Source organism: Afipia broomeae ATCC 49717 (assembly GCF_000314675.2).
GTDB lineage: Bacteria > Pseudomonadota > Alphaproteobacteria > Rhizobiales > Xanthobacteraceae > Afipia > Afipia broomeae.
In genome coordinates this window covers 2,017,088-2,033,409 of record NZ_KB375282.1, presented here as the reverse complement: position 1 = coordinate 2,033,409, position 16,322 = coordinate 2,017,088, and the positions used below count along the sequence as shown (strand labels likewise).

The 16,322-nt window shown below is 62.1% G+C and carries 15 protein-coding genes; 13 read left to right on the top strand and 2 right to left on the bottom strand.

The genetic code is table 11. From position 1 onward, the window contains the following. Positions 1–6: 6 nt before the first annotated feature. Entirely contained in the window at positions 7–684 is a 678-nt protein-coding gene (locus tag HMPREF9695_RS09380; RefSeq protein ID WP_006020608.1) for a nitroreductase, read from the top strand. A 115-nt stretch (positions 685–799) separates the two neighbouring features. Continuing rightward, positions 800–1,021: a hypothetical protein gene (locus tag HMPREF9695_RS09375; RefSeq protein ID WP_006020607.1), complete on the top strand. Its 222-nt coding sequence runs from the start codon at positions 800–802 to the stop codon at positions 1,019–1,021. 19 nt (positions 1,022–1,040) lie between these two features. On the opposite strand, the gene HMPREF9695_RS09370 is transcribed toward HMPREF9695_RS09375, so the two are convergent. Then, complete coding sequence (locus tag HMPREF9695_RS09370) at positions 1,041–2,237, bottom strand: UbiH/UbiF family hydroxylase (RefSeq protein WP_006020606.1); 1,197 nt, start codon at positions 2,235–2,237, stop codon at positions 1,041–1,043. A gap of 156 nt (positions 2,238–2,393) precedes the next feature. Here HMPREF9695_RS09370 and pcsA point away from each other — a divergent pair, with 156 nt between their 5' ends. The 3 genes from pcsA to HMPREF9695_RS09355 all read left to right on the top strand — a co-directional run bounded on the left by pcsA (position 2,394) and on the right by HMPREF9695_RS09355 (position 4,926). Beyond that, positions 2,394–3,128: a phosphatidylcholine synthase gene (gene pcsA / locus HMPREF9695_RS09365; RefSeq protein WP_006020605.1), complete on the top strand. Its 735-nt coding sequence runs from the start codon at positions 2,394–2,396 to the stop codon at positions 3,126–3,128. Further along, on the top strand, positions 3,125–3,862 hold the full coding sequence (locus HMPREF9695_RS09360; RefSeq protein WP_006020604.1) for a TerC family protein: 738 nt from the start codon (positions 3,125–3,127) through the stop codon (positions 3,860–3,862). Before pcsA ends, HMPREF9695_RS09360 begins: the two co-directional genes overlap by 4 nt. 89 nt (positions 3,863–3,951) lie before the next feature. After that, a complete protein-coding gene (locus HMPREF9695_RS09355; protein ID WP_006020603.1) occupies positions 3,952–4,926 on the top strand; it encodes a quinone oxidoreductase family protein in 975 nt (324 codons plus the stop codon). A gap of 101 nt (positions 4,927–5,027) precedes the next feature. Here HMPREF9695_RS09355 and rimO read toward each other — a convergent pair whose 3' ends face one another. Then, the gene (rimO, locus tag HMPREF9695_RS09350) at positions 5,028–6,353 is read right to left on the bottom strand and encodes a 30S ribosomal protein S12 methylthiotransferase RimO (RefSeq protein WP_006020602.1); all 1,326 of its coding nucleotides are present in this window, start codon (positions 6,351–6,353) and stop codon (positions 5,028–5,030) included. Between the two features lie 114 nt (positions 6,354–6,467). On the opposite strand from rimO, the gene HMPREF9695_RS09345 reads away from it, so the two are divergent. The 8 genes from HMPREF9695_RS09345 to HMPREF9695_RS09310 all read left to right on the top strand — a co-directional run bounded on the left by HMPREF9695_RS09345 (position 6,468) and on the right by HMPREF9695_RS09310 (position 16,296). Then, positions 6,468–7,058: an ANTAR domain-containing response regulator gene (locus tag HMPREF9695_RS09345; RefSeq protein WP_006020601.1), complete on the top strand. Its 591-nt coding sequence runs from the start codon at positions 6,468–6,470 to the stop codon at positions 7,056–7,058. Beyond that, positions 7,055–8,227 carry a CmpA/NrtA family ABC transporter substrate-binding protein gene (locus tag HMPREF9695_RS09340; RefSeq protein ID WP_006020600.1) on the top strand — a complete coding sequence of 391 codons (1,173 nt, stop codon included), beginning with the start codon at positions 7,055–7,057 and terminating at the stop codon, positions 8,225–8,227. Before HMPREF9695_RS09345 ends, HMPREF9695_RS09340 begins: the two co-directional genes overlap by 4 nt. Positions 8,228–8,589: 362 nt before the next feature. Beyond that, entirely contained in the window at positions 8,590–9,909 is a 1,320-nt protein-coding gene (locus HMPREF9695_RS09335) for a CmpA/NrtA family ABC transporter substrate-binding protein (protein ID WP_006020599.1), read from the top strand. 60 nt (positions 9,910–9,969) lie between these two features. Then, complete coding sequence (gene ntrB / locus HMPREF9695_RS09330; protein WP_006020598.1) at positions 9,970–10,878, top strand: nitrate ABC transporter permease; 909 nt, start codon at positions 9,970–9,972, stop codon at positions 10,876–10,878. Between the two features lie 14 nt (positions 10,879–10,892). Beyond that, positions 10,893–11,684: an ABC transporter ATP-binding protein gene (locus HMPREF9695_RS09325; RefSeq protein WP_006020597.1), complete on the top strand. Its 792-nt coding sequence runs from the start codon at positions 10,893–10,895 to the stop codon at positions 11,682–11,684. 26 nt (positions 11,685–11,710) lie between these two features. Beyond that, the gene (locus HMPREF9695_RS09320; RefSeq protein WP_006020596.1) at positions 11,711–12,925 is read left to right on the top strand and encodes an NAD(P)/FAD-dependent oxidoreductase; all 1,215 of its coding nucleotides are present in this window, start codon (positions 11,711–11,713) and stop codon (positions 12,923–12,925) included. Positions 12,926–12,928: 3 nt separating this feature from the next. Further along, the gene (locus HMPREF9695_RS09315) at positions 12,929–14,683 is read left to right on the top strand and encodes a NirA family protein (RefSeq protein WP_006020595.1); all 1,755 of its coding nucleotides are present in this window, start codon (positions 12,929–12,931) and stop codon (positions 14,681–14,683) included. Then, positions 14,683–16,296, top strand: a complete 1,614-nt coding sequence (locus HMPREF9695_RS09310) for a sulfite reductase subunit alpha (protein ID WP_006020594.1) — start codon at positions 14,683–14,685, stop codon at positions 16,294–16,296. Before HMPREF9695_RS09315 ends, HMPREF9695_RS09310 begins: the two co-directional genes overlap by 1 nt. The last annotated feature ends 26 nt before the right edge of the window (positions 16,297–16,322 follow it).

Below are 16,322 nucleotides of genomic sequence, written 5' to 3'. Positions count from 1 at the left end.
AGGCCAATGCAGTTCGATGACGTTATCCTCGGCAGGCGGAGCATTCGTGGCTACAAACCGGATCCCGTGCCGAGAAAACTGATTGAGGAAATCATCAATCTGGCGATGCGCGCTCCGTCGTCGATGAATACCCAGCCCTGGAATTTCTACGTCGTTACCGGCGAGCCGCTCAATCGAATCCGGGCCGGAAATACCGAGAGAATGCTGGCGGGCGTACCGCAGTCGCGCGAATTCCGGACAGGTCAAGCATTCTCAGGCGCGCACCGCGACCGGCAGGTTGGCGTCGCCAAGCAATTGTTCTCCGCAATGGGGATCGCACGCGATGACAAGGATATGCGCCAGGACTGGGTTCTGCGCGGATTCCGTCAGTTCGACGCGCCTGTCTGCATCATCGTGACTTACGATCGCGTGCTGGACGGCAGCGACGATACGCCGTTCGATTGCGGCGCGGTGGCGACCGCCCTGGTCAATGCCGCCTGGTCTCGCGGACTGGGAGCTGTGATCAATAGCCAGGGCATCATGCAGTCACCGGTGGTCCGTGAGCATGCCGGTATAGCCGACGATCAAATCATCATGAAAAGCATCGCATTGGGATGGCCGGATGAAACTTTCCCGGCAAATGCGGTGGTGTCTGAGCGAAAGTCAGTGGAAGAAGCCACCGTGTTCGTGGGCTTCGACAGCTAACCCCGACGCTCCGCCGTGACGGCGATAGTCCGTCGCGGCGCGTACGGCCGAAGACATCGACGCCCCGTAACCGCCGCGGCTGTGATATGCTGCGGCGGAACGCAGGAGCGCTCCAATGACGATTAATCATCCCAATGCCAAAAGCATCCGGACGACGATTGAAATCGACAAGGACGGTGTGGAGACGGTGCTGGTTGTCGAAACCGATCTCGAACTGAATGCTGCGGCTCCGGCTTTTGATGTTGCCAAGGTCGATGCGTTGATCGAAGCCGCGATGAAGAGTTTCGCCGCCAGCGGCGGAACGATCGATCGCGTTCATCTGGTGCCGGTCCGGTAAGGCCGATACCTCGCGGCCACTACCGTCCGCGCCACGACGGCGATAAGCCCTCGCGCATTGCGAGCCGGCGGAGCGGGCCGACCGAATTCAGCATATGCATGCCGGCGGCGCGAAGCGATTGCGCCGGCAGGAAATCGCTGAGCAGCGTGCGGTTCGCCATGTCCACCGCGAAGGTCCGGCTGAAGACATCGGCGCGCCGTGCGCGGGCGTAGCGTTGCAGCACTGCGTCATCGCCGGGATCGGTACCCGTCAGGAGTGCATCCCGCGCGATCTCCGCCAGATCGGCAGCATCGCGAAGTCCCATATTGAGACCCTGTGCGCCGATCGGCGGCAGCACATGCGCGGCTTCGCCGACCAGCGCGATGCGTTTCGCTGCGAGATGATCGGGGTTCTCGATCGCGAGGGGAAACACATGACGGCCCGGCGCGACGGTGAGTTTTCCAAGGATCGAGTGCGATTGCTTCTCGGCGGCGATCGCGAGCGCCTGGTCATCGAGGCTCTTCAGCCGCTCGGCCTCGTCCGGCTTCAGCACCCAGACGATACTGGATCTCTCGCCGGGCAGGGGGACGAAAACGCACGGGCCGGACTCGGTGTGAAATTCAGTCGAGCAGTTTCCGTGCGGACGTGTGTGGGTCACGTTCAGGGTCAGCGCCGACTGGCCAAGGTCGCGGCGCTTGACGCCGATGCCCGCGGCCTCCCGGCAGAGCGAATGCCGGCCGTCCGCACCGGCCACCAGAGCCGCGGTGAGCGTCTGGCCTTGTTTCGTCGTGATCGCGATTGACGATTCGCCGGTAGCGATGGTCTCCGCTTCGTCATCGATACGAACGAGGTTCGGCAATTCGGCCGCGCACGCTTCCATCGCGACCATCAGCAAACGATTCTCGATGTTGTAGCCGAACGCCTCCATGCCGATCTCATCCGACGAGAACTTCACCTCCGGCGAGCGGATCAGGCGTCGCGTGTCGTCAACCAGACGCATGGTGCGCAGCGCGGCCGCGTCATCGCAGCAGCGCCGCCAGACGTCCAGCGATTGCAGGAAATCCACCGAGCCGCCGAGCAGGGCGGTCGTTCGGTTGTCGGCATAGGGCGAGCGCCGCGCGATCAGGGCTGTGTCGACGCCGGCCTGGGCCAGCGCGATGGCTGCGGCGAGCCCGGCAGGTCCGCCGCCCACAACGGCGGTGTGATAGTTTTGCGATGCAGGTCGGGTTTCGGTCATTGGGTATCTATCGCCGGAATTTTCCGGCGTCACAATGGATTTCGGGTTGTCATCCTGAGGGGCATTTTAGGCAAATCCGGTTCGCGCTTTGTCACAAAGTAAGGAGGCAACAGCGGATATGCAAAATGCCGGGAATCCTGTTAGTCACGTGAGCACATGAGCGCGCCCAGCCCGCAGGACCAGCCCCCGTTTCCCGCCAAAATGCGCATGCGCGCGTTCGGGGTTCATATATTCACCGCGCTGGGCGGCGCGGTCGCGCTGATCGCCATGCTGGAGGCGGTGAGGGAACACTGGGCCGGGATGTTCGGCTGGCTGGGGCTGGCGCTGCTGATCGACGGTCTCGACGGGCCGCTGGCGCGGCGGCTTAATGTCGGCGACGTGCTACCGAACTGGTCCGGTGACACGCTCGATCTGGTCGTGGATTTTCTGACCTACGTGTTCGTTCCCGCCTATGCGATCACCGCCAGCGGCTTGCTGATACCGCTGGCGACATATGTGCTTGGCGCGGCCATCGTCATTTCCGGTGCGCTGTATTTTTCCGACCGGCGGATGAAGACCGACGACAATCACTTCCGCGGTTTCCCGGCGCTGTGGAATGCAGCAGCGTTTTACCTGTTCCTGCTCAAGCCTCCGGCGGCAGTCGGCAGCATCGCGCTCGCCATTCTGGTCGCGCTGACCTTCGTGCCGTTCAATGTGATGCATCCGCTGCGGACCACCCGGTTCCGCGAGCTAAACATCGCGCTGCTGGTCATCTGGGCGGTACTGGCAGTGATCGCGATCGCCGCAAATTTCGAGGTGTCGTGGTGGGTCACAGCCGGGCTGTGCGCCATTGGCGCATACATTCTTCTGAGTGACGTGTTGATCAGACTGTTTGGTGGAAACCGCACATGATGGAATTATTGACGAGCCCCGAAGCCTGGGCCGCGCTGCTGACACTCACTGCGCTTGAAATCGTGCTCGGCATCGACAACGTGATCTTCCTGTCGGTGATCGTGTCGCGCATTCCGCCCGAACAGGCAGAGCGCGCCCGCAAGATCGGTCTCGCGCTGGCGCTGATCTTCCGGATCGCGCTGCTGAGCATCCTGGTCTGGCTGATCGGTCTTACCCAGCCGGTCATCACTGTCGGCAAGTTTGCTCTGTCGTGGCGCGACATTATCCTCATCGTCGGCGGCCTGTTCCTGATCGCCAAGGCGACCCATGAAATTCATGCCGAGGTTGAAGCCAAGGAGGTCGAGGAAACCGCCAAGGCTACACCCAGCGCGTTTTTCTGGGTCATCATCCAGATCATCATTATCGATCTGGTGTTCTCGATCGATTCCATCATCACCGCGATCGGCATGGTGGACGATATCAAGATCATGGTCGCCGCTGTCATCATCGCCGTCGGCGTGATGTACGTCTCGTCCGGGCCTGTTGCCGCGTTCGTGAAGGAGCACCCGACTACAAAGATGCTGGCGCTTGCATTCCTCGTGCTGATCGGCGTTGCGCTGGTCGCGGACGGATTCCACTTCCACATTCCGCGCGCGTTCATCTATGTGGCAATCTGTTTCTCGGCGGCAGTCGAGTTCTTCAACATTCTCGCCAAGCGCAACCGCAAGAAGCGGACGAGCCTGCAAAAGGGCTGATCGGACGCGGCTTTGGTCCGCGTTGACAATTTGCTGCCGATGGACTTGGCTCCCGGTTGAGATTGCTTGAGAAAAGGCCGGGAGAAACCATGACCAAGGCTGTGCGCGTCCACCAGGTGGGCGGTCCGGAAGTGATGATCTACGAGGACGTCGAGGTGCCTCCGCCCGGTCCTGGCGAGGTCCGCATCCGCCAGCACGCCATCGGCCTGAACTTCATCGACACGTATTACCGTACCGGTCTCTATAAAGCGCCGGGCCTGCCGTTCGTTGTCGGCAACGAGGCCTCCGGCGAAGTGATTTCCGCAGGGCCGGGCGTGACCAATTTTCACCCCGGCGACCGCGTGGCGTACTACTTCAATCTCGGCGGCTACGCGACCGAGCGCAACATTCCCGCCGACAAGCTGGTGAAGCTGCCGGACCACATCTCTCACGAGCAGGCGGCGGTGCTGATGCTCAAGGGGCTGACGGTCTGGTACCTGCTGCACAAAACCTTCAAGGTCGAGCCCGGCCATCGCGTGCTGATCCACGCCGCCGCCGGCGGTATCGGTCTGCTCGCGTGCCAGTGGGCCAAGGCGCTGGGCGCGAATGTCATCGGCACTGTCGGCACCGAGGAGAAGGCGAAGCTCGCGCTGTCCAATGGTTGCGACCACGTCATTCTCTACAAGCAGGAAGATTTTGCGGAGCGCGTGAAGCAGATCAGCCGCGGCGAATTGTGCGACGTGGTCTACGACGGCGTCGGCAAGGACACGTTCGCGGGATCGCTGAAGTCACTCAGGAAGCGAGGCCTGTTCGTGTCGTTCGGCAATGCCTCGGGGCCGGTGCCGCCGTTTTCCATCGCCGAGTTGAACAATCATGGCTCGCTGTTCGCGACACGGCCGAAGCTGAACGATTATGTCGGGACGCGCAAGGAACTGATGGAGGGGGCGGATACGCTGTTTGCGGCCGTCATCAGCGGCACGCTGCATGTGCCGATCAATCATGCCTACGCGCTGAAGGATGCGCAGAAGGCGCATCGCGATCTCGAGAGCCGCGTGACGACGGGATCGGGGATTTTGAAGCCGTAAATTATCGCGGTCATTCCGGGGCGCGCTCTTCGCGCGAACCCGGAATCCCCAAGAGTTCATCGGAAATAACTGCTGGCTCGCGCCCCGGAATGACAGAGAAATCAGAACCCCGCCACGGTCCCGTGCAGGTCGTATTGATCCGCGCGGTCGATCTTCGCGGTGACGATCTCGCCGACTTTCAGCGGCCGGCGGCTTGAGACGTAAACCGCGCCGTCGATCTGAGGTGCGTCGGCCTTCGAGCGTCCCTTCGACACGGTCGGTCCGACTTCATCGATAATGACCTGCTGGCGGGTGCCGACCTTGCGCTTGAGGCGCTGCGCGGAAATCTTCTGCTGCCGTGCCATCAGCGCATTCCAGCGCGCGGTCTTGATCTCTTCCGGCACCGGGTTCTCGATGGTGTTCGAGGTCGCGCCCGCGACCGGCTCGTACTTGAAGCAGCCGACGCGATCGATCTGCGCTTCATCGAGCCAGTCGAGCAGATACTGGAAATCGGAATCGGTCTCGCCGGGGAAGCCGACTATGAAGGTCGAGCGCAGCGTGAGATCCGGACATTCCTCACGCCACTTCTTGATGCGGCCGAGTGTCTTGTCCTGCGACGCCGGGCGGCGCATCTGCTTGAGCACTTCAGGTGAGGCGTGCTGGAAGGGGATGTCGAGATAGGGCAGTACCTTGCCCTCGGTCATCAGGCTGATGACTTCGTCGACATGCGGGTAGGGGTAGACGTATTGCAGCCGCACCCACGCGCCGAGTTCGCCAAGCTCACGCGACAGGTCGAAGAACTTCGCGCGGACCTCGCGGTCCTTCCACATGCTGGTCGCATACTTGATGTCGACACCGTAGGCGGAGGTGTCCTGCGACACCACCAGCAATTCCTTGACGCCGGCCGCGACGAGCTTCTCGGCTTCGAGCAGAACCTCCCTGGCGGGGCGTGAGACCAGATCGCCGCGCAGCTTAGGAATGATGCAGAAGGTGCAGCGGTTGTTGCAGCCTTCTGAAATTTTCAGATATGCGTAGTGGCGGGGCGTCAGCTTGATGCCCTGCGGCGGCACCAGATCGATGTGCGGATTGTGCAGCGGCGGCAGTGCGCGGTGCACGGCGTCAAGCACGCTTTCATACTGCTGCGGCCCTGTGATCGAGAGCACGTTCGGATAGGCTTTCTCGATCTGCTCGGGCTCCGCGCCCATGCAACCGGTGACGATCACCTTGCCGTTCTCGGCCATGGCCTCGCCGATGGCGCCGAGCGACTCCTGCTTGGCGCTGTCGAGGAAGCCACAGGTGTTGACGATGACCAGATCGGCGCCGTCATGCTTGCGCGCCAGTTCATAACCCTCGGCGCGCAGGCGCGTGATGATCCGCTCGGAATCCACCAAAGCCTTGGGGCATCCAAGCGACACAAAACTGACTTTTGGGGCGACGCCCTGTTCCATACGACCACACCTGTTGGGAGAATGCAGGAGCTATCCCTGATCAGCCCCAATTACAAGGCTTTAAGCAGCGCTGGCGGTTATGCTAGGACTGATTTGCCGGAATGCGAGTACTGAATGGCTGCGGATTCGTCGTTCAAGATAGTTATCGTCGACGAAAGCCCGATCAGAGCGGCAATCCTCAAGGAGGGACTGCGCGACGCGGGTTTTACCAGCGTTGAGCACATTACGGAGATGCACAATCTCCTCGCGCGCATTTACCGTATCGATCCCGACGTCATCCTGATCGACCTTGAGAACCCCAGCCGCGACATTCTGGAGCAGATGTTCCAGGTCAGCCGCGCGGTAAGGCGGCCGATCGCCATGTTCGTGGATCAGAGCGATGCTGCCTCGATCCAGCAATCGGTCGAGGCCGGGGTCTCAGCCTACATCGTCGATGGCCTGAAGAAGGAACGGATCAAGCCGATCCTCGACCTGTGCATTTCGCGGTTCAACGCCTTCTCCAAACTGCAGGACGAACTGGACCGCACCAGGTCGGCGCTGGAAGACCGCAAGATCCTCGATCGCGCCAAGGGTCTGCTGATGAAGGCAAAGGGGCTGACCGAAGAAGAGGCCTATGTGCTGATCCGATCCACCGCGATGCGCGAGAAGAAGAAGATCGGCGAAATCGCCCAATCGATCATTACTGCGGCGGAGTTGTTGAAATGACAGGTACACCGCTCAGGATCGGATTTATTCCGCTGGTGGACGCGGCCGCGCTGCTCGTCGCCGTAGACAAGGGCTTCACCGCCGCTGAAGGGCTGGATGTGACACTCGTGCGCGAGGTGTCGTGGTCGAACGTTCGCGACAAGCTCAATATCGGCCTGTTCGATGCCGCACATCTGCTGGCGCCGGTCGCCATCGCATCGACACTCGGCTTGTCTCAGGTCAAGGTGCCGATCATCGCGCCTTTTAATCTCGGGCTGAACGGCAACGCGATCACGGTCTCGCCCGCTCTGTACGCGGCAATCACAGGAGAGGCTGACGGCGATCCGGCCAATCCGATGGTGACGGCGAAGGCGCTGGCGCGGGTCGTGGCGGCGAGGCGCAAGAGCGGCAGCGAACCGCTGACCTTCGGCATGACGTTTCCGTTCTCGACCCACAACTACCAGCTCCGGTTCTGGATGGCCGCCGGCGGCGTCGATCCCGACGAGGACGTGCGGCTGGTTGTGCTGCCGCCGCCTTACATGGTGGACAGCCTCGCCAACGGCCATGTCGATGCCTTCTGCGTCGGTGCGCCGTGGAACTCGGTCGCGGTCGATCTCGGCGTCGGACACATTCTGCATTACGTCTCGGACATTCTCGAGCGCGCGGCTGAAAAGGTGCTCGCGGTGCGCGAGACGTGGGCGCTGAAGAATTCGGGAGTCCTTGCCCGGCTGACGCGCGCGCATGGCCACGCTGCAGACTTTATCGAGAACCCGGACAATCGGACCGAAGTGTCCCGCATCCTCGGGGCCCCGGAACGGATCGGGGTCGATCCCGAGGTGATCCGGCGAACCCTCGACGGTCGCCTGAAAATCTCTCCTGGCGGGACAATCCGCGAAAGCGGGCGCTATCTGCTGATCGGCCGGGAAGGTGCCGCGCGGCCCGATCCCGTGCAGGCGGCCTGGCTTTACGCCCAGATGGTTCGCTGGGGGCAGGCGGCTTATTCACGGGAGGCGCTGGAGACAGCCAGGAAGGTCTTCCGGCCCGATCTCTATGACGCGGCGCTCGGCGCACCGAAGACGCCCGTACGGGCGATGCAGGACAGCGTGGGCGCCTTTGACGGCCCCTTGTTCGATCCTAATGACATCCCGGCGCATCTTGCTTCCGTGACCATCAAACGGCGTCAGCTCTAATAGCGATTCCCGGTTCATTTTGACGTCCGCCTAATTTTTGTGCGCCGCGCAAGAAGTGTGCATTTGCCGTTTGGAGAGGCCGCGACTGCAGCCTGCTTCATATCAAGGCACCTCTCCAACTCATTGAAAAATATGAACTTGCTGCCTCGCACGCGGCTGGCACGATCCTTGAATATCTAGGGCAGGCCGAACGAAGGCCTGCCGGGTCCACCGATGGCCCAAACAGCAATGCCGCTGTCTCGAGAGCCTCATGGGTGGGTCTCGAGCTGGCGGCTTTTTTGTTTTTGGGCAGCAGGAAACCTGTGCGTAGGGCGATTGAACGGCAGTCAAACAGCGACACGGTCGAAAGGACGACAGACACGATGACCAAGACCACCAAACAGGGACTGGCGGGCCGCAAGATGAGCCGCCGCGCGCTGCTCAAGGCCGGTGCGGGAACGGCGGCGCTGCTGGCTGCGGCGCGACTGAATTTTCCCGGCGGCGCATTCGCGCAGACCGCCGGACCGGAAGTGACCAAGGCTATCTTCGGCTACATCGCGCTGATGGACGCGTCGCCGCTGGTGATCGCCAAGGAAAAGGGAATTTTCGCGAAGCACGGCGTGCCGGACGTTGAAGTCACCAAGCAGGCGTCCTGGGGCGCGACGCGCGACAACCTTGTCCTCGGCGGCGAAAAGAACGGCATCGATGGCGCACACATCCTGACGCCGATGCCGTATCTGATTTCGGCGGGCAAGGTGACGCAGAACAACGTGCCGACGCCGATGTACATCCTGTCGCGCCTCAATCTCGATGCGCAGGCGATCTCGGTCTCCAACGACTACAAGGATCTCAAGGTCACCGCAGACGCATCCGCGCTGAAGGAAGCCTTTGCCAAGAAGAAGGCCGAAGGCAAGGAAGTGAAGATCGCCATGACCTTCCCCGGCGGCACCCATGACCTGTGGATCCGCTACTGGCTCGCCGCCGGCGGCATCGATCCCGACAAGGACGTTTCGACCATCGTCGTTCCGCCGCCGCAGATGGTGGCGAACATGAAGGTCGGCAACATGGACGCGTTCTGCGTCGGCGAGCCGTGGGGCGAACAGCTCGTGAACCAGGGCATCGGTTACACTGCCTGCTCGACCGGTGAAATCTGGTCGAAGCACCCGGAAAAGGCGCTCGGCCTGCGCGCCGACTACGTGGACAAATATCCGAAGGCGACGCAGGCCATCCTGATGGCCGTGATGGAAGCGCAGCAGTGGTGCGACAAGCCCGCGAACCGCGCCGAAATGTCCGAGATCGTCGGACGCCGTCAGTGGTTCAACGTTCCGGTCGCCGACATCATCGGCCGCGCCAACGGTGACATCAATTACGGCAACGGCCGGATGGAGAAGGGCACCAGGCAATTCATGAAGTTCTGGCAGGACCACGCGTCCTACCCGTTCAAGAGTCATGACGCCTGGTTCGTCACCGAAGACATCCGCTGGGGCAAGTTCGAGCCGACGACGGACGTCAAGGCGCTGGTCGACAAGGTCAACCGCGAAGACATCTGGAAGTCGGCAGCCAAGGCGCTCGGCGTCGCCGCTGCCGACATTCCGGCCAGCACGTCGCGCGGCAAGGAAACCTTCTTCGACGGCAAGGTCTTCGATCCTGAAAATCCGTCGGCGTACCTCAAGAGTTTGTCGATCAAGCGTATCGATGCCTGAGACCCTGCGGGCCGCCCCACGCAGGGGCGGCCCCGCACCTAACATAACCGAGGCGATCTCATGAACATGCCGCTCGCAAAAACAACCAGCACTCTCCCGGCACCGGCGCCGTCGCCGGCTGCGACCGCAGCGGTCGTCGCGCTGCCGAAGTCATCACGCAGTTTTCTGACGGACAAGCTGTTTCCGAATTTACGTGCGCTGGCGGCCCGTGTGGTCCCGCCGTTCATCATGCTCGTCCTGATCTTCGGCGTCTGGCAGATCCTCTGCATGAAGCCGGGCGCGACGCTGCCGTCGCCGTCCCGCATCTGGGCCGATGCCAAGGACCTCATCCTCGATCCGTTCTTTGTCACCGGACCGCAGGACATCGGGCTCGGCCTGCGCGTCCTCACATCACTTCAGCGCGTCGCTGTCGGCTTCGGTCTTGCGAGCGTGGTTGGAGTGCTGGTCGGCGCAATCATCGGCCAATCAGTTTGGGCGATGCGCGGCCTCGATCCGATCTTCCAGGTGATGCGCACGGTTCCGCCGCTGGCGTGGTTGCCGATTTCGCTCGCGGCCTTCCGTGACAGCAATCCATCGGCGATCTTCGTGATCTTCATCACCTCGATCTGGCCGATCATCATCAACACGGCGGTCGGCATCCGCAACATTCCGCAGGATTACCGCAACGTCGCCGCTGTGGTCCGGCTGAATCCGCTCGAAATCTTCTGGAAGATCATGATCCCGTCGGCGGCGCCTTACATCTTCACCGGTCTGCGCATCGGCATCGGCCTCTCATGGCTCGCGATCGTCGCGGCTGAAATGCTCACCGGCGGCGTCGGCATCGGCTTCTTCATCTGGGACGCGTGGAATTCATCACGGCTGTCCGACATCTTCGTGGCGCTTGCCTACATAGGCATCGTCGGATTTGTGCTCGATCGCATGGTTGCCTTCGTCGGCAACATCGCGACCCGCGGCGTTCAGGCAAGCTAACGGAGAGAGTGACAATGGCTTATCTCAAGCTCGATCATGTCGATAAGGTCTTCACCCGCGGCTCTACTCAGAGCGAGGTGTTGAAAGACATCAATCTTACTGTGGAGCAGGGCGATTACGTCTCGATTATCGGTCACTCCGGTTGCGGCAAGTCCACACTGCTCAACATCGTCGCCGGGCTGACCAATGCGACCCAGGGCGGCGTTCTGCTCGAAGGCCGCGAAGTGAATTCGCCGGGCCCAGATCGCGCCGTGGTGTTTCAGAACCACAGCCTGCTGCCCTGGCTGACGGTCTATGACAACGTGCGTCTTGGCGTCGACAAGGTGTTCGGATCGACCAAAACCCGCGCCGAGCGCGATGAATGGGTGCTGCACAACCTCAACCTCGTGCAGATGACCCACGCCAAGGACAAGCGCCCGTCCGAAATTTCCGGCGGCATGAAGCAGCGCGTCGGCATCGCCCGCGCGCTGGCGATGGAGCCGAAGGTGCTGCTGCTCGACGAGCCGTTCGGCGCACTCGACGCACTGACCCGCGCCCATCTCCAGGACTCGGTGATGGCGCTGCACCAGAAGCTCAACAACACGGTGATGATGATCACGCACGACGTCGATGAGGCTGTGCTGCTCTCCAATCGCATCGTGATGATGACCAATGGCCCCAGCGCACGGATCGGCGAAGTGCTGGAGGTGCCATTGCCGCACCCGCGCAAGCGGCTCGAACTGGCGTCCAACCCGATTTACCTCAAGTGCCGGCAGCGCGTGCTTGAGTTCCTCTATGAGCGTCATCGTTTCGTCGAGGCGGCTTAATCGAGGCATTGGGATGAGGACGTGACGTGAGCGAACCTCTTGTCATCATCGGAAACGGAATGGCCGCCGCTCGCTTTGTCGAGGAGATGGCGACGCGGGCTCTGGGCCGCTACGCCATCGCCGTGATCGGTGACGAACCGCGGCTCGCCTATAACCGCGTGCTGTTGTCCTCGGTCCTGGCGGGTGAGACCACCTCACAGGATATCGAGCTGCGGTCGGCGTCGTGGTGGCGCGACCGCGGCGTAACGCTGACCTACGGCTGTGCCGCCAATTCGATCGACCTCAACGGCCGTACGATCCATCTCGCGAACGGCACCGACGTTCCATTCTCGAAGGTGGTTATTGCCACCGGTTCGACGGCCATCCGGCTGAATGTTCCCGGCGCGAACCTGCCGGGTGTCCACACGTTTCGCGACAGCCGCGATGTCGACCTGCTGTTGAAACTCGCCCGCGAGAAAAAACGTGTCGTTGTGGTCGGCGGGGGATTGCTGGGTCTCGAGGCCGCTTACGGCCTCGCCAAGGCCGGCTCCAAGGTGACGCTGCTGCATTTGATGGACCGCCTGATGGAGCGGCAGCTCGATGCACCGGCAGCGTCGCTGTTGAAGCGGCTGGTCGAGAGCAAAGGCATTGAGGTTTTGCTGGGCGCCAATACCAAACAGATTCTCGGCGAAGACACGCCACAGGGTGTCGAACTGTCGGATGGGCGGGTGATTGCCGCCGATGCCGTGGTCTTCGCCGCAGGTATCCGGCCGAATGTCGCGCTGGCGAAGGATGCCGGCGTTCCGGTCAATCGCGGCATCGTCGTTGATGATCAATTGCGGACGGGCAGCGCCGATGTGTTTGCGCTTGGCGAATGCGCCGAACATCGTGGCACGTGCTACGGGCTCGTCGAGCCCGCCTATGAGCAGGCCCGGGTGCTGGCGGATCATCTCGCAGGGCGTCCGGCGCTTTACGACGGCAGTGTCGTTTCCACCAATCTCAAGGTCTCGGGCGTCAGCGTGTTTTCGGCTGGCGATTTTCTCGGTGAAACCGACACCGACACGCTTGTGTTCAATGATGAACGGCGTGGCACTTACAAGAAACTTGTGGTGGCCGACGGCCGCCTCAAGGGAGCGGTCCTGGTCGGCGATACGCAGGATGCGCTCTGGTACCTCGAACTGATCAGGACAACGGCGTCCATCGAAGCGATCCGCGGCGACATGATGTTCGGCCGCGCTCTCGCACAACCGAAGGCCGCATGAGACATGTCCAGCGATTTTTCTCCGGACCAGAAGCGATATCTCGAAGGATTCGTGTCGGGGCTTTCGGCCTCGCGTGTCGCACGCACCAACGCGCCTTCGAAGTCGGAGCCCGTTGGACCTGATGCCATTCACCTGAAAGCGCAGGATCGAACGGTTGCTGCGGGCGGCAAGCTCAACGATCAGGAGAAGTTCAAGCGCGACGAGCATCCGTTCGATGCCTATCCGCGGCTGGTCAAGCAGGCGGAGAACAACGAGGCGCCGAAGCCGCCGGACAATTTCCGCTGGCGCTATTACGGCATCTTCTACGTGGCGCCGACGCAGACGTCCTATATGTGCCGCCTGCGGATTCCGAACGGTATCCTCAAGCACTGGCAGTTCGCAGGCGTCGCTGACCTCGCGGAGAATTTCGGCGGTCCCTATGCCCACGTGACGACGCGTGCCAATCTTCAGATTCGCGAGATCGAGCCGAAGAACGCCATCAACGTCATCGAGGGCCTTCAGGATCTCGGACTGTGTTCGCGCGGCTCCGGCGCCGACAACATCCGCAACGTCACCGGCACATCGACCGCGGGCATCGATCCGCAGGAAATTCTGGATACGCGGCGCTATGCCCGCGAGTGGCACTTCCATATTCTCAACGACCGCTCGCTCTACGGGCTGCCGAGGAAGTTCAATGTCGCGTTCGATGGAGCAGGGCGCATCGCCACACTCGAGGAAACCAACGACATCGCCTTTCAGGCTGTCGAGGTCCTTGACGGGCATGACGTCGAGCCGGGAATTTACTTTCGATTGGCGCTGGGCGGCATCACCGGCCACAAGGACTTCGCCCGCGATACCGGCGTCATTCTCAAGCCGCAGGAAGCAACCGAAGTCGCCGACAGGATTATCCGTGTCTTCATCGAGAATGGCGACCGGACCAACCGCAACAAGGCGCGGCTCAAGTACGTGCTCGACTCCTGGGGCTTCGACAAGTTTCTCGCCGCCGTCGAGGAGAAGCTTGGCCGCAAGCTGGCGCGCGTGCCGGCTGAAGCCATTGCGCCACGTCCAGTCTATGACCGTTTTGCCCATATCGGCGTGCATCCGCAGAAACAGGCCGGCCTGAACTGGATCGGCGTCGCGCTCAAGCTGGGCCGGTTGTCGCTTGAGCAGATCCGTGGACTTGCGAAGCTCGCGGCAGATTTCGGCGACGGCGATATCCGTCTCACGGTCTGGCAAAACCTGCTGATCTCCGGCGTGGCCGATGCCAACGTCGCGACCGTCACCGCCGCCATCGAGGCGCTGGGACTTTCAACGACAACTTCAGCGCTCCGCGCCGGCCTGATCGCATGCACAGGCGCAACCGGATGCCGCTTCGCCGCGGCTCACACCAAGGAGAATGCCGACGAGATCGCTGCCTGGTGCGAGGAGCGTGTGCCGCTTGAGACACCGGTGAACATTCATCTCACCGGATGCCATCATTCCTGCGCCCAGCATTACATCGGCGACATCGGCCTCATCGGCGCGCGCGTTCCGATCAACGAGGATGGCGACACCGTCGATGGCTACCACCTGCTGGTCGGCGGCGGCTTCGGCACCGAAGCGACCATGGGACGCGAACTGTTCCAGAACGTGAAGGCCGAAGATGCGCCGCGCATCGTCGAGCGCGTCCTGAAGGCCTATGTCAATCATCGCTCATCAGAGGATGAGACCTTCATCGCTTTCGCCAGGCGAACCGAGATCGATGCCCTCAAGCGCATGACCGAAATGGAGTCTGTGTGATGAACCAGAGAACTCCGCCCGGACAGATTGAGATCATCCCGGAAACCGCGCCGTTCTCGCAGGAGCAGCGCTCGTGGCTCAACGGCTTCTTCGCCGGTCTCGTCTCGCTCGACAATGCCGTGACGCCGTTGTCGCCAGAGCAGGGCGCTGCCGTGATGAAGGGCGCTGCCGGCGACGGGGATGACGACGAAGCGCCGTGGCATGACCAGACCATGCCGATCGCGGAACGCATGAAACTGGCCGAAGGCCGCCCGATCCGCCGCAAGATGATGGCGGCGATGGCGCAGCAGGACTGCGGCCAGTGCGGCTACAACTGCCACGACTATTCCGAGGCGATTGCCAACAAGTCCGAGGCGCGGCTCAATCTCTGCGTTCCGGGCGGCAAGGAAACCGCACGGATGCTGAAGGCTCTTTATGAGGACCTTGAAAGAGCACCTGCTGCTGTCTCATCACCCGCCATCGCGCCGACCGCGCCTGTTGCTGCGGCTCCGGCAACAGAGCCCGGCCGCTCGCGCGACAATCCCGCGAAAGCCTTGTTCCTCTCGCGCCGTCAGGTCACCAAGCCCGGCTCGGAGAAGGAGACCTGGCATATCGAGTTCGATCTGGAGCAGGCTGGTCTCGATTACGTCGTCGGTGATTCATTCGGGGTGTTTGCCGCCAACGATCTCGGCCTTGTCGATCAGATCATCGCCATGCTCGGCGCGTCGCACACGACCGAAGTCAATGGAAAGACGCTGCGTGAAGTGCTGCTCAATGATGTTTCTCTGTCGCCCGCGCCGGACACGCTGTTCGAACTGATCTCGTTCGTCACTGGCGGCGCGCAGCGCGAGAAAGCACGGGCCTTGGCGTCGGGCGACGATCCGGATGGCGATGCCGCCAACCTTGACGTTCTGGCGGCGCTGCAGAAGTTCTCCGGCGTGCGCCCGCATCCGGAAGCTTTCATCGAGGCGCTTGAACCATTGCAGCCGCGCCTGTATTCGATTTCATCTTCGCACAACGCCACGCCGGGCAAGCTGTCGCTCACCGTCGATGCGGTGCGCTACGTGATCGGCAAGCGCAAGCGGCTCGGTCTTGCGTCGACTTTTCTCGCGGAACGGATCAAACCCGGCGAACAGCTCTCCGTCTATGTGCAGAAGGCGCACGGCTTTGGGCTGCCGCAGGATCCGAACACGCCGATCATCATGATCGGCCCGGGCACCGGCATCGCGCCGTTCCGCGCGTTCCTGCACGACCGCCAGGCCACCAAGGCGCCGGGCCGCAACTGGCTGTTCTTCGGTCATCAGCGCAGCGCGTATGACTTCTTCTACTCGGACGAACTGAACGCGATGAAGACGTCCGGCCTGCTGACGCGTTTGTCGCTGGCATGGTCACGCGACGGCACGGAGAAGTTCTACGTGCAGGACCGCATGCGCGAGGTCGGCCGCGAGTTGTGGAACTGGCTCGCCGACGGCGCGCACGTCTATGTCTGCGGCGATGCCAAGCGGATGGCGAAGGATGTCGAGCGTGCGCTCGTGGATATTACCGCCCAGTTCGGCGCGCGGTCGACGGATGAGGCGATCGCGTTCGTAGCCGATCTGAAGAAGAAGGGCCGCTACCAGCAGGACGTCTATTGATGCGGGAAGGGCGCAAATCGCCGGTT

Bases quoted from the DNA above. Each gene is read 5' to 3' on its own strand.
- HMPREF9695_RS09380 (WP_006020608.1), top strand. From the start codon at position 7: ATGCAGTTCGATGACGTTATCCTCGGCAGGCGGAGCATTCGTGGCTAC.
- HMPREF9695_RS09375 (WP_006020607.1), top strand. From the start codon at position 800: ATGACGATTAATCATCCCAATGCCAAAAGCATCCGGACGACGATTGAA.
- HMPREF9695_RS09370 (WP_006020606.1), bottom strand. From the start codon at position 2,237: ATGACCGAAACCCGACCTGCATCGCAAAACTATCACACCGCCGTTGTG.
- pcsA (WP_006020605.1), top strand. From the start codon at position 2,394: ATGAGCGCGCCCAGCCCGCAGGACCAGCCCCCGTTTCCCGCCAAAATG.
- HMPREF9695_RS09360 (WP_006020604.1), top strand. From the start codon at position 3,125: ATGATGGAATTATTGACGAGCCCCGAAGCCTGGGCCGCGCTGCTGACA.
- HMPREF9695_RS09355 (WP_006020603.1), top strand. From the start codon at position 3,952: ATGACCAAGGCTGTGCGCGTCCACCAGGTGGGCGGTCCGGAAGTGATG.
- rimO (WP_006020602.1), bottom strand. From the start codon at position 6,353: ATGGAACAGGGCGTCGCCCCAAAAGTCAGTTTTGTGTCGCTTGGATGC.
- HMPREF9695_RS09345 (WP_006020601.1), top strand. From the start codon at position 6,468: ATGGCTGCGGATTCGTCGTTCAAGATAGTTATCGTCGACGAAAGCCCG.
- HMPREF9695_RS09340 (WP_006020600.1), top strand. From the start codon at position 7,055: ATGACAGGTACACCGCTCAGGATCGGATTTATTCCGCTGGTGGACGCG.
- HMPREF9695_RS09335 (WP_006020599.1), top strand. From the start codon at position 8,590: ATGACCAAGACCACCAAACAGGGACTGGCGGGCCGCAAGATGAGCCGC.
- ntrB (WP_006020598.1), top strand. From the start codon at position 9,970: ATGAACATGCCGCTCGCAAAAACAACCAGCACTCTCCCGGCACCGGCG.
- HMPREF9695_RS09325 (WP_006020597.1), top strand. From the start codon at position 10,893: ATGGCTTATCTCAAGCTCGATCATGTCGATAAGGTCTTCACCCGCGGC.
- HMPREF9695_RS09315 (WP_006020595.1), top strand. From the start codon at position 12,929: ATGTCCAGCGATTTTTCTCCGGACCAGAAGCGATATCTCGAAGGATTC.
- HMPREF9695_RS09310 (WP_006020594.1), top strand. From the start codon at position 14,683: ATGAACCAGAGAACTCCGCCCGGACAGATTGAGATCATCCCGGAAACC.